The following is a 12181-nucleotide window of genomic DNA, read 5'->3' as shown; positions in this document are numbered from 1 at the left end:
GGAGGATGCACGACGATGCAGCGTGCCAAACAGATATCGGAGTCCATCGAGCTGGGCATCATCTTGGCGCTTGCCGGTGGCTTTATGGATGTGTATTCGTACATTGGGCGCGACCATGTTTTCGCCAACGCGCAGACGGGCAACATCCTGCTGGTGGGCGTGAGCATCTCAGAGGGCAATTGGGCACTTGCGGGGCGCTACTTCTTCCCTGTGGTTTCGTTTGCCGTGGGCATTATGCTTGCCGACCTGGTACACGAGCGTTTTGGCAGCGTGATCCATTGGCGTCAGGTGACGGTGTTCTTTGAAGCCGTCATCTTGCTGGGCGTGAGCTTTATCCCCGGTGGCGATTTCAACCTGCTCGCCAACTGCCTTACCTCGTTTGCCTGCGGTATGCAGGTCGAGAGTTTCCGCAAGATTCATGGACACGGCATCGCCACGACCATGTGTATCGGCAACTTGCGCAACGCGCTGCAAAACGTGGACGATTACATCATCACCCACAAGCGCGGCTTTTTGGAAAACGGCCTGCTGTACTTTGGCGTGATCTTTACCTTTGTGTTTGGCGCCGTGCTGGGCAACTGGTGTATTGAGCGCATGGGGCTGCACGCCATTGCGGTGGCGAGCGTGCTGCTGTTTATCGCGTTTGCCATCATGTTTATCGACCGTGAACGCGACTTGCACTTTCGCTGGAAGGTTGCGGCCGAGGCTTGGAAAGAGGGCTGTCGAAAGTAACCGAATGCGGCAGAGGGGTTGTCCCTTTGCCGCAGTTTTTTCATTTCCTGTTGAAACGCTTTAACACTTTTGACGTTCTCACGCGTTTTTTGTTTCAAAAGCGTTAGGATGGAACTTACAGCGCGGGACGTAATGGGTGCCCCGCACACGATGGGGAGGCTATCAATGGCTAATCGTTTCGTTCTCAACACCATTTCTTATCATGGTTCCGGCGCCATCAAGGAGATCCCCGGCGAGCTCCAGCGTCGCGGCTACAAGAAGATCTTCGTCTGCTCCGACCCCGATCTGGTCAAGTTTGGCGTTACCGCTAAGGTGACCGACGAGCTCGACGCTGCCGGCATCACTTGGAGCCTTTACTCCGAGATCAAGCCCAACCCCACTATCCAGAACGTCAAGGACGGCGTCGAGGCTTTCAAGGCCGCCGAGGCTGATGCTATCGTGACCATCGGTGGCGGCTCCTCCATGGATACCGCCAAGGCCATCGGCATCATCATCAACAACCCCGAGTTCGCCGATGTCCGCAGCCTCGAGGGCGTTGCTCCGACTAAGAACCACGCCGTGTTCACCATCGCCGTGCCGACGACCGCCGGTACTGCCGCCGAGGTGACCATCAACTACGTTATCACCGACCCCGAGAAGGTCCGCAAGTTCGTGTGCGTCGACACCAACGACGCCCCCGAGGTCGCCGTCGTCGACCCCGACATGATGGCTTCCATGCCCGCCGGCCTGACCGCTTCTACCGGCATGGATGCTCTGACCCACGCCATCGAGGGCTACACCACCAAGGGCGCTTGGGAGCTCTCCGACATGTTCCACTTTGAGGCTATTAAGCTGATTAGCGAGAACCTGCGCGACTCTGTCGCTGAGGCCAAGTCCGGTCAGCCCGGCTCCGGCCGCGAGGGCATGGCCCTTGGCCAGTATGTCGCCGGCATGGGCTTCTCCAATGTTGGCCTGGGCATCGACCACGCCATGGCTCACACCCTGTCCGCTCACTACGACACCCCGCACGGCGTCGCTTGCGCCATGCTGCTGCCGATCGCCATGGAGTTCAACAAGCCGGTTTGCGCCGAGCGCCTGGCCAAGGTTGCCGTCGCCATGGGCGTTGACACCACGGGCATGAGCACCGACGAGGCCGCTGACGCTGCCATCGCCGCCGTCAAGCAGCTCTCTGCCGACGTGAACATCCCACACGTCTGCGAGGCCATGAAGGCCGACGAGATCGAGGTCCTGGCCAAGGACGCTATGGCCGACGCCTGCTTCCCGGGCAACCCGCGCGAGGCGACGCTCGACGACGTCATCGAGCTCTTCAAGAAGATCTGCCCGGCTGCCTAACTTGGTTCGGCGGGCCCCCGCCCGTTAGCCCCACAATCGTCCTCGGACATGTCGGAAGCCCCCGCTGCGCACTTCGTGCGGCGGGGGCTTCCTCCGTCCTGCGGAAAGATTGTGGGGCTAACGGGCGGGGCCCGCCGGCTCGTTATCGTGGCGGGCGCTGCTCTGAGAAGCTCGATGGGTTGTCTCGTTAGGTAAATAATTGTGCGTGGTGGTATCGTTGCTGTGGGTTTAATTCGATGTGAAAGGGTGACTTTGGTGTCCAAGATGGATTCTACGCTCTCCTATATTACTGACCAGCTTAAGACGCTGACTTCTATTGCCTCGCCTACGGGCTATACCCGTGCGGCGACTGATTATCTAATGGAAACGTTGCGCGATATGGGCTTTGGCCCTGAGCGTTCCAATAAGGGCAACGTGCTGGTCGAGCTTGGCGGCGAGGGTGAGCCGCTGGTGTTGGCCAGCCATGTCGACACCCTGGGCGCCATGGTGCGCTCCATTAAGGACAATGGTCGCCTGCGTCCCACGACGCTCGGCGGGCATCAGTGGTCTACGGCCGATGGCGAGAACTGCACCGTTTATACGCGTGATGGCAACGTCTACACGGGTGTGGTTCTTAACACCGAGCCTTCGGCGCATGTGGCCGATGAACCGGTCAAGACCGTCGAGAAGAACATGGAGATCTTGCTCGACGAGAATGTCGACAGCAAAGACGACGTGCTCGAGCTGGGTATTCAGACCGGTGACATCATCGCTATGGATCCTCGCACGACGGTGACGGAGAGTGGCTACATCAAGAGCCGCTTCCTAGATGACAAGCTATCCGCGTCGATTCTGCTGGGTCTGGCCCGCGCCGTTGCTGACGGCGAGGTGACCCTTTCGCGCAAGGTTTCGCTGCTCTTTACGGTGTACGAGGAGGTCGGCCACGGCGGTGCCTTTGTGCCGGCTGACACGCGCGAGATGATCAGCGTGGACATGGGCTGCGTGGGCGACGACCTGGGCTGCACCGAGCGCATGGTTTCGATTTGCGCCAAGGATTCGGGTGGCCCCTACAACTACGATCTGGTTACCACGCTGTCCAATATCGCGCGCGAGCTGGAGCTCGATTACGCCATCGACGTGTACCCGCACTACGGCTCCGACGTCGAGGCTACGCTTTCGGCTGGTTACGACATCCGCCACGGCCTGATCGGTCCCGGCGTGTACGCGAGCCACAACTACGAGCGCAGCCACATCGACGGCGTGCGCAATACCTACGAGCTCGTTCGCGCCTACGTTCAGCGCTAAGGGAGCAGCTTGCGACTCGGCTGACCAATCGCTAAGGCCCGATTTCTCGGGCCTTTTTTCGCTTTGGGTCGTTTAGTATTATGATGTCTGTAATCTATTAACTAAACGTGTAAATTACTTAACGAGGTGATGCGGTGTATGGATACGTCTGAGTACTTGTCTATGGGTGATGCTGCCCGCCTGTTGGGCGTTACGAAAGCCCGCATATCTCAACTTGCCGCATCGGGAACGCTCGCGTGCGATATTGTGGGCGGCCGGAAGATGATCGAGTACAATTCTGCGATCGCCTATCAAAAGGTCCGCAAACGAGGGCGCCGTCCTGCAGCCGATGTGGGACGCAAGTTTACGCTGATGTCGGCCGACCATGAGGTCGCGCATGTCTCATTTGATCCGACGCGCGAGTTTCCCTTCGAAATCGCCGAGGTCCTCGATGCGCAACGAATGCCGTTTGGCACATGCTCGAGCTCTTCTCCAACGGTGAATAAGCGGGAGCTCAACGCGTGGTGGGGGCATCGGTCGGTACCCGATGTTCGCCCCGGGCTTATCTTGCGCTACCGAGAGTTAGGGATCGTCAACGGCACTGAGGTGCCGGTTCAGTGCCTGGGCCTCTCGCTTTCGGATTGCTATTGGCTGCGGCCGACCGATTGCGACGGGCTCGAATGGCGAAACATCAATTACTTTGAGAACGAATTTGAGCGATCGGCGCCCGAGGGGCGTTCGGGTTGGCTGGAAGGCATCGGTCTTAAAAATCCCGACAACACATCCGAGGGCGAGCTTCCTAAATCGTGGATGATTCGCAACGGTGTTCGCGTCCTGGTCAAGGGGTGCGGCATGGACGATCAACGTCCCTTTAACGAGGCGGTTGCAACGGCTCTACATCGTCGCTTGCTGTCAGAGGGTGAGTTTGTTCCCTATGCGGTTGAGCGGATGTTCGATGGCCCTGTGTGTTTGTGCGACGACTTTCTTGACGGCCGCGAGGAATATGTTCCGGCTGTTTACGTTAAGAACGCTCTTGGCGGTCAGCGAGGAAACTCGACGTACGACCGGTACTGCCGCTTCCTTGGTAAGCATGGAGCAGACGAGGCTGCCGTGAGAAGGTCTATGTCGCAGATGATCATTTGCGATGCCCTTTTGGCCAACAGCGATCGCCATTGGCGAAACTTTGGCATCATCCGCAATGTCGACACCCTGGAGATAAAACCTGCACCGCTGTTCGATAGCGGCAACTGTCTGTGGTATAACGTGCCAACTGCCGTGCTCTCATCTGGGGAGTTTGGGTTTTCCGCTAAGCCGTTTGGGCCCGACCCTTTCGTCCAGCTGGCGCTTGCGGACTCGCTCGATTGGTTCGATTCATCGCGGCTCAACGGATTTGTTGATGAGGCAATCGAGATTCTTTCGCAGAGCAAATGGGCCACGGCGGAGGGTCGACTCGAGGCCATCCGCCGCGGCCTCGAGCGTCGCGTAATCGAGGTTGGTGCCGCTGTTGAGGCACTTCGACACGTGCGGCGATAAACCAGCGGCTACTTAAGTGCGCCGGTTACGGTACCACCGCCCAGGACGATGTCGCCGCGATAGACTACAACGGCCTGGCCGGGGGCGATGGCTCGCTGTGGCTCGTCAAAAGTTAGCAGCATTTGCCCGCCTTCGTCGCGCGTAAGTGTCGCTGCCTGGTCTTTCTGACGGTAGCGGTACTTGGCACCTACACGAATGCCGCCGGCATTGAGCTCTGCCTCCATGCGGTCGGCAGGGGCGCTCCAGATCCACTCATCGGCAGTTAGCGCCGAGGCGGTTAGGTCCTCGGCTTCGCCCAGATGCACGGTGTTGCTGGCGGCGTCGACGCCCGTTACATACACCGGATGCGCCATCGCGACACCCAGGCCTTTGCGCTGGCCGATGGTGTAGCGCAGCGCGCCGTTATGGCGTCCGACCACGCTGCCGTCGCGCCACACAATGTCGCCCGGTGCAGCGGCATGTCCGCAGCGGCGCTCGATATAGCCCGCGTAGTCGCCGTCCGGGATAAAGCAGATGTCCTCGCTCTCGGCCTTCTTGGCGTTGATGAAGCCCTGCTCGGCGGCAATGCGGCGTACGTCGCGCTCCTTGTCCAGCCCTGCCAGCGGAAAGATGGTGCGTGCCAGGCGTTCTTGCGTGAGCGAATATAAAAAGTAGCTCTGATCCTTTTTGGGGTCCTCGCCGCGATGCAGCTGCCAGGTGCCGTCAGGCGCCTGGCTCGTTTTGGCATAGTGGCCTGTGGCGATGTAGTCGCAGCCCATATCCAGCGCCGCATCCAGCAACGCGCCAAACTTAATGTGGCGGTTGCAGATGATGCACGGGTTGGGCGTCAGCCCCTCCTGGTAGGCGGTCACGAAGCGCTCGATCACGTTGCGGTCGAAGGTCTGCTGCAGGTCGAGCACATGGTGGGGTATCCCCAGGCGCTCGGCGACGGCCTTCGCGTCAGCGATGTCGCGGTCGACTTTACTCACGCCCGTGACAGGATCGGGTGCGGGGCAGGTGAGGCGCATGGTGGCACCGACGCATTCGTAACCCTGACTTTTGAGCAGATACGCAGTCACGCTGGAATCGACGCCGCCGCTCATGGCGACGAGCACGCGCTTATTGTGCATGGGGAGGTTCTCCTTGGTGGCATGTGGCCAAAAAAGAAAAGCGGCGCGGGAGGCTGGTTCCGCGCCGCAGACATTGTAGCAAGTTCGGACGTCTCGTGGGACACCCTGTTGGGATGAGCTCAGGCCGCCAGAAGAGAGGGGAGACCGGCGTGCCTTGGACTCGTTCTAAGAACGAGAAGCTCTAGCCCTGGAAGAGCGCCGTGGACAGGTAGCGCTCACCGGTGTCGGCAAGCAGCGCCACGATGGTCTTGCCTTCGTTCTCGGGGCGCTTGGCCAGCTGCAGCGCGGCCCACACGGCGGCGCCGGACGAAATGCCCACGAGCACGCCCTCCTTGTGGCCCACGGCGCGGCCGGTGGCAAAGGCGTCGTCGTTCTCGACGGGGATGATTTCGTCGTAGACCTGGGTGTCGAGGACGTCGGGCACAAAGCCGGCGCCGATGCCCTGGATCTTGTGCGGGCCTGCCTGGCCCTTAGAGAGCACCGGGGAAGTGGCGGGCTCGACGGCGACGATCTTAATCTCGGGGTTCTGCTCCTTGAGGAACTCGCCTACGCCGGTCACGGTGCCGCCGGTGCCAACGCCGGCGACGAAGATGTCGATCTTGCCGTCGGTGTCGTCCCAGATCTCGGGGCCGGTCGTGGCCTTGTGGATGGCAGGGTTGGCGGGGTTCACAAACTGGCCGGCGATAATGCTGTTGGGGGTCTCCTTCTGCAGCTCCTCGGCTTTGGCGATGGCGCCCTTCATGCCCTTGGAGCCGTCGGTGAGCACAAGCTTTGCGCCATATGCCTGCATAAGCTTGCGGCGCTCGACGGACATGGTCTCGGGCATGGTGATAATCACCTTGTAGCCGCGAGCCGCCGCCACGGAGGCGATGCCGACGCCGGTGTTGCCGCTCGTGGGCTCGATGATGGTGTAGTCGCCGCCGCGCACGAGCTTGCCGGCCTTCTCGGCCTCGTCAATCATGTTTTTGGCGACACGGTCTTTGACGGAGCCGGCGGGGTTGAAGTACTCGAGCTTGACGAGCACGCGGGCCTTGAGGTCCTCGTCGGCCTCAAAGTGGGTAAGCTCCAAAAGCGGGGTGTGGCCGATAAGCTGATCGATGGACGTGTAAACCTTGCTCATGGTGAACCTCCAAAGTGTTCAAATGACTGGATACCGTGTGGTTTTACGGTGTATGTAACAGCAAAACCTACAAACCCAATAGGTTGTTCGTTTAGCTGTTGGGAAGCATAGTAGACAGCAAAGCCTAGTAATGCAATAGGAATTTATGAATTATTGCGAGTCGATTAACCATCTTGACGGGATGGGTATTTTCAAAGCCAATTTTTCGGCTAGAATTTCTACGGATTAAATGACCGAAAGGCAGCAATATATATGTTGGTTTCCACAAAGGGCAGGTATGCCCTGCGCGTTATGGTCGACCTGGCAGAGCACCAGGCGGCCGGCCGCATCCCGCTCAAAGAGATTGCGGCGCGACAGGGGATTTCGGAGAAATATCTGGAGAACATTCTTGCCACACTCGTACGCGCCAATATGCTCTCGGGCATGCGCGGCAAGGGCGGCGGCTACGTGCTCACGCGCCCTCCCGAGCAGTACACGGTGGGCGAGATTCTGCGCCTGACCGAGGGTAGTCTGGCGCCGGTCGCCTGCCTGGATGGTGACTGCAAAGGCTGCTCGCGATCTGATGAGTGCCCCACGCTCGACGTGTGGAAGAACCTGGACAAGCTCATCAACGACTACCTCGACGGTGTGACACTCGATCAACTTGTCGCTCCCAACGAAGGCTACGACTACGTCATCTAACCCACACCTTCCATTTGGGGACGGGGTAGAAATGGTAGATTTCTTTACCCTCTGAGGCTCGATAAAGAAGAAGGCCGTCCATCGTTTCGATGGGCGGCCTTCATTTTGGCGTGTTGTGGCGATCCGTATCGGTTCGCTCTAGTTCTTGGCGATGCTGTCGAGAATGCTGCGCATGATGGATACCAAGATGCTGCCCATAAACGCCGATCCAAAGCTGGCGATGGAGATGCCCGCGCCCAGCAGATTCACCGATAGGTAGCTGGCGAGCTCGAGCATAAGGCTGTTGACGACAAGCTGGAAAATGCCCAGCGTAATGATGGTGAGCGGCAGCGAGATGACCGTCAGGAACGGTTTGACGAGCGAATCGACGATATTGAGGAACAGTCCTACGAAGGCGAAACAGACCCAGGCCTCGGCAAAGCCGAAGGGTTGGATGCCGGGGACGAGGAACGTGGCGATCGCGATAGCGATCGAGGTGAAGAGCCAGTTAAGCATAAAGCGCATGGCGTGAATCCTTTCTTGCGCCGGGGTTGCTGGCGTCGCGTGAAGCGGCTTGCGGCGGCGACCTGGATGGTTGCGCGGGTGCGCCGCGGTGTTTGGGCGCCCATTGTCTCAAATATTCGTGGAGCTTGCGTGCGCATTCGGTTTCAAAACGGCGTTCGACCTAAAAAACGTGCCGCTGACAGAGAGTCTTGTCGCTTTAGTTTGGTGGTGTGCTAAACTGCTACGGGCAAAAGCCACAGGCGTTGCCCTATTGCACAGAACGGGCGAACGATGCCCGATGTTAGTATCAACTTCGATGCCTTTTGGCGGGTTTGGCGGTAATCGATGAATATCGAGAACATGTTTGACAAGCCTGATGTCAAGCAGCTAGTCCACGCATTTAGCCTTTTGGACGACGAGAAAGATATCCAAGCGTTTTTGACCGATATCTGCACGCCGCGTGAGATTTGCGATCTTTCTCAGCGTTTGCAGGTGGCGCGCTATCTGGACGAGGGCGAGCCCTATGTCGAGGTCCAGGCCCGCACCGGCGCTTCGTCCACCACAGTGAGCCGCGTGTCCAAGGCACTCAACGGCGAGTACGGCGGCTACCGCAAGATCCTCATCAAGCTGGAGGATGGCGAGTAGGCTAGCGACAAAAACGAATTGCGCAGAACCGTCCCTTCGGGGGCGGTTTTTATATGCCCGCAATCGGCTGGTGCGTTGGGGTCAGGTTGCTTCGTACCAAAAGATGGAGCTGCGGTGGCAATGTGTCCGCTTGGGCGGGTAGGATGGATACATTGATTATTGCGAACGGTTTGAGTGGAGGACCATGCCTGTTCGAATCTATACCACCAACGCCGGCGCGGATTTGAGCGATGCCGAGGCGGCGCTGCTCGCCGACCTGGTTGCCCGCCACGGGCGTGCCGTTTTGCTGGTGCCTACGTTTGCCGAGCTCGATCTGTGCCGTCATGATGCGGCGGAAGCTGGGGTTTCACTGGGTATCGATTACAAGACCCCTTCGTCGTGGCTCCGTTCGCTGTGGGAGCTTATGGGCGATGGCCGTAGCTTTGTGGATAACCTTCAGTGCCAGATGCTGTTCTCGGACATGATCGACCGCCGCGATGACGCTGCTCTGCAGCCGCTCTCGCGCAGCCAGGGCACGGTGCGCATGCTTGCGCGTATGGCCCGCGATGTGTTGCCGGGCGTGGCGGGGGCGGGCGACGAACGCTGCCGCGATGCCGCCGCTCAGCCCGAGCCCAAAAGCGACGCCGAGGCCCGCGTTTTCGAGCTTTTGCGTGCCTACGCGGGTGGTTTGGACCGTCGAAATATGATCGAGCCCTGCGAGGCGGCTGACATTATGGCCGGTGCCCTGGCCGATAACCTGCCGGGGTGCGCCCGTGCCGTTTGCGTGCGCGGCGTCACGTCATTTACGTATAGCTTGCTCGAGCTGCTGTCCGCCGTGGCAAACAACGGGGGAGAGGTCGTCGTGCTGCTTGTCCGCGAGCAGGCGGCGACGCGCGAGGAGCTTGCCGCGGCATTTGATGCCCGCGGTGTGCTGTTTGAGATCGCGCCGCTGGACGAGGATGCCGGCGCGTCTGATGCCGCTTGCGGGACCGCCGCTCAGCCTGCCTTTATTGAGGTCGCCGGCCCCCATGCCCGTGCTCATGTCTATGCGGACGCAATTGATGATCTGGTAAAAGCGTGCCAGGGTTCCGAGGCCGACGGCGCCGCGACGAACGCCGACCCCGCACGCGTGCTCGTCGTTTCTGCCCGGGCACCCCAGCTGTTCGGTGAGCTCGCCTCTCGTCTGGCGGCTCGTCGTATCGCTGCTGAGACAACTGAGTTCACGGCGTTTTCCCAGTCCATCGCGGGCAGGCAGCTTACGGCGCTTGCCGGCCTGATCGAGCGCATGAAGGCCGCCGACGAGGGCATCGCCTCTAAGACCGAGTGGTGGCCCGCGCCGGAGCTTACCGACTGGATTTACAGTCCGCTTTCGGGTGCCGATGCCGCCAGCGCGCTCACGTTCGATAAGAATATGCGTCTCTCGCGCAGCAAGACTACCGCGGGCGTTAAGAGCCTGCTGCAGAGCATTCAGGGCCAGGTGAGGGGCGCGCGTAAGGCGGCGAGCGACGAAAACTGGTTTAAGAATGTGCCGTGTGTGGTCTCGGACGTGTTCCAGGCGCTGTGGCGTGACAAGCCCGTGACGGCGCTCAAGGCCATGCTTGCCGTTGCCGAGGCGTTGCCCGATCGCTCGCTGGGCAGCTTGGATGGCCAAGCCCGTCGCCAGGCGGAGGTGGCCCTGCTGCGCCATGTCATCGACATCCTTATGAACGATGCTCGCGCGCTCGACGTGTCGCAGGCCGCGACCGTGCCCGTGCTCGATGGCGTTCGCACCAAGGTGGACAAGCGTAGCACCGCCTACGATTACGAGACTTACGAGGTTGACCGTGCGCCACGTGCTCAGGTTCGGTTTGCTTCGCTTGCCGATGCGTCGGTTCTGCGTCCTGGCTGCTACGATGCCGTGCTGTTTGCCGATGTCGACCTGGACAGCTACCCGCTTTCGCACGAAGAGGGCCCGCTTGCTACGTTGACGGCCGAGCTGCGCCGCGACGGCGTGTCTTTGGAGCCCGCCGCCCTGCTGCGCGTGCGCTTTTGCCGTGCAATGCAGGCGGCGAGCGGTCCGGTCGCGCTCGCCCGCGTGACGCACGATCGCCAGGCACGCGAGTGCTACCCGGCAGCCGTATGGACCGAGCTGCGGGCGTATGCCGAGGCCGCTGGTGCCGCCAAGGTTGCGTGCGTGGGCGAGGGCGGTATCGTCGCCGATTTTGATCCGGCGGCCGGCGAGGGTATCGAGTGCAAGCGTGTTGCGTGCGAGGCTCCTCAGCATTTGAGTGATGCGGCTGTGCCGTACCTGGTCCTGTGCCGCCGCGATGGCGAGGGCGAGGACGCGCCGCTCGTGCCGCGCCTGACGTCCGCCTCGCAGATTGAGGCGTACTCGACGTGCCCGCTGTGTTGGTTCGTGTCGTATCGCGTGAAGCCCCAGTCCATCGACGCGGGCTTTGGCAACATGGAGAAGGGCAACTTTGTCCACGATGTTCTGGAGCGCCTGCACGCCCGTCTGCCCCAAGAGGGCATGGAGCGCGTGACGCCCATGAATCTGCCGCGTGCACAGGAGCTGCTACACGAGGTCTTTGACGAGACCTTGGCCGAGCATGCCTCCAAGCGTGGCAACGAGGGCCCGCTCGTGCCGCTCTCTCCGGTGGAGGAGCGCCAGGTGGCCGAGATTCTGCCGCAGCTGGAGGGAGTGCTTGCCTACGAGTCCGAGGCGCTCGCCCCCTTTGCCCCGCGTTACCTGGAGTTCGCCTTTAACGAGCTCAAAGTCGAGTATGCCGGCTGGCCGCTTGGCGGGCGCATCGACCGCGTGGACGTGGACGCCGAGAATCGTGCCGTGGTGATCGACTACAAGCATCGCACGGGCGTTGAGGAGTTTAAGCTCGCCGACCCTACGGTGCGCGACGAGGAATCGGGCGAGGCCGCCATCGACGACCCACGGTGGCTACCGCCCCATACCCAGACGCTTATCTATGCGCAGGCCATGCGCCGGGCGCTGGATTTGGACACCCGCGCGGCGCTCTACTTTTCGACCAAGGGCGGCAAGCCGGCGTTGCGCGGCGCCGCGAGCGCCGAGCTGCTCGAGGAAGAGCGCGGCGACGGTCGCATCCCAGGCCTCAAGAAAGGTTTCCCCGGCGAGGGTGGCAGCATGGACTTCGACGCCCTGCTCGATCGCGTGGAGGCCGGCATCGCCGAGCGCCTGCGGGAGCTCGAGGCAGGCAACGTTGCCGCCGTCGACCCGACGTCGGCTCAGGCCGCGCATGCGCGCTGCTCGTATAACCACGAAGGAACGTTTGTAAGGAGGGACGTGTAGACC

10 protein-coding genes are annotated in these 12181 nt (G+C 60.8%); 7 read left to right on the top strand and 3 right to left on the bottom strand.

All coding sequences use genetic code 11. The annotated features are described in order from the left end of the window. Nucleotides 1–15: 15 nt before the first annotated feature. The 4 genes from DXD94_RS02760 (at nt 16) to DXD94_RS02745 (ending at nt 4860) form a co-directional block, all read left to right on the top strand. Nucleotides 16–732 (top strand): YoaK family protein, encoded by a 717-nt coding sequence (locus tag DXD94_RS02760; protein WP_117763167.1) that lies wholly within the window; start codon nt 16–18, stop codon nt 730–732. A gap of 165 nt (nt 733–897) precedes the next feature. After that, the gene (gene fucO / locus DXD94_RS02755) at nt 898–2064 is read left to right on the top strand and encodes a lactaldehyde reductase (protein ID WP_117734434.1); all 1167 of its coding nucleotides are present in this window, start codon (nt 898–900) and stop codon (nt 2062–2064) included. Between the two features lie 264 nt (nt 2065–2328). Next, on the top strand, nt 2329–3348 hold the full coding sequence (locus tag DXD94_RS02750; protein WP_117763234.1) for a M42 family metallopeptidase: 1020 nt from the start codon (nt 2329–2331) through the stop codon (nt 3346–3348). A 138-nt stretch (nt 3349–3486) separates the two neighbouring features. Next, the gene (locus tag DXD94_RS02745) at nt 3487–4860 is read left to right on the top strand and encodes a DNA-binding protein (protein WP_117763166.1); all 1374 of its coding nucleotides are present in this window, start codon (nt 3487–3489) and stop codon (nt 4858–4860) included. A gap of 8 nt (nt 4861–4868) precedes the next feature. Here the strand turns inward: DXD94_RS02745 and mnmA are convergent, their stop codons facing one another. Both mnmA and cysK read right to left on the bottom strand, forming a co-directional pair. After that, nucleotides 4869–6092: a tRNA 2-thiouridine(34) synthase MnmA gene (mnmA, locus tag DXD94_RS02740; protein WP_255413507.1), complete on the bottom strand. Its 1224-nt coding sequence runs from the start codon at nt 6090–6092 to the stop codon at nt 4869–4871. Between the two features lie 58 nt (nt 6093–6150). Continuing rightward, nucleotides 6151–7089, bottom strand: coding sequence for a cysteine synthase A (gene cysK, locus DXD94_RS02735; protein WP_117734438.1), 939 nt, complete (start codon nt 7087–7089; stop codon nt 6151–6153). Nucleotides 7090–7341: 252 nt separating this feature from the next. Between cysK and DXD94_RS02730 the strand changes: the two genes are divergently transcribed. Beyond that, nucleotides 7342–7770, top strand: a complete 429-nt coding sequence (locus DXD94_RS02730) for an Rrf2 family transcriptional regulator (RefSeq protein WP_089572175.1) — start codon at nt 7342–7344, stop codon at nt 7768–7770. 138 nt (nt 7771–7908) lie between these two features. On the opposite strand, the gene DXD94_RS02725 is transcribed toward DXD94_RS02730, so the two are convergent. Further along, nucleotides 7909–8274: a phage holin family protein gene (locus DXD94_RS02725; RefSeq protein WP_117734439.1), complete on the bottom strand. Its 366-nt coding sequence runs from the start codon at nt 8272–8274 to the stop codon at nt 7909–7911. A gap of 324 nt (nt 8275–8598) precedes the next feature. Here DXD94_RS02725 and DXD94_RS02720 point away from each other — a divergent pair, with 324 nt between their 5' ends. Together DXD94_RS02720 and DXD94_RS02715 are read left to right on the top strand one after the other, a co-directional pair. Next, entirely contained in the window at nt 8599–8898 is a 300-nt protein-coding gene (locus tag DXD94_RS02720; protein WP_022094855.1) for a YerC/YecD family TrpR-related protein, read from the top strand. Nucleotides 8899–9082: 184 nt separating this feature from the next. After that, nucleotides 9083–12178 carry a PD-(D/E)XK nuclease family protein gene (locus DXD94_RS02715; RefSeq protein WP_117763164.1) on the top strand — a complete coding sequence of 1032 codons (3096 nt, stop codon included), beginning with the start codon at nt 9083–9085 and terminating at the stop codon, nt 12176–12178. Nucleotides 12179–12181 lie beyond the last annotated feature (3 nt).

Source organism: Collinsella sp. TM10-22, assembly GCF_003466125.1.
GTDB lineage: Bacteria > Actinomycetota > Coriobacteriia > Coriobacteriales > Coriobacteriaceae > Collinsella.
The sequence above is the reverse complement of the archived record's forward strand: the minus strand, read 5'-3'. Positions and strand labels throughout refer to the sequence as shown.

What these genes read in the sequence shown, in the direction of transcription:
- DXD94_RS02760 (WP_117763167.1), top strand. Translation starts at nt 16, where the DNA reads ATGCAGCGTGCCAAACAGATATCGGAGTCCATCGAGCTGGGCATCATC.
- fucO (WP_117734434.1), top strand. Translation starts at nt 898, where the DNA reads ATGGCTAATCGTTTCGTTCTCAACACCATTTCTTATCATGGTTCCGGC.
- DXD94_RS02750 (WP_117763234.1), top strand. Translation starts at nt 2,329, where the DNA reads ATGGATTCTACGCTCTCCTATATTACTGACCAGCTTAAGACGCTGACT.
- DXD94_RS02745 (WP_117763166.1), top strand. Translation starts at nt 3,487, where the DNA reads ATGGATACGTCTGAGTACTTGTCTATGGGTGATGCTGCCCGCCTGTTG.
- cysK (WP_117734438.1), bottom strand. Translation starts at nt 7,089, where the DNA reads ATGAGCAAGGTTTACACGTCCATCGATCAGCTTATCGGCCACACCCCG.
- DXD94_RS02730 (WP_089572175.1), top strand. Translation starts at nt 7,342, where the DNA reads ATGTTGGTTTCCACAAAGGGCAGGTATGCCCTGCGCGTTATGGTCGAC.
- DXD94_RS02725 (WP_117734439.1), bottom strand. Translation starts at nt 8,274, where the DNA reads ATGCGCTTTATGCTTAACTGGCTCTTCACCTCGATCGCTATCGCGATC.
- DXD94_RS02720 (WP_022094855.1), top strand. Translation starts at nt 8,599, where the DNA reads ATGAATATCGAGAACATGTTTGACAAGCCTGATGTCAAGCAGCTAGTC.
- DXD94_RS02715 (WP_117763164.1), top strand. Translation starts at nt 9,083, where the DNA reads ATGCCTGTTCGAATCTATACCACCAACGCCGGCGCGGATTTGAGCGAT.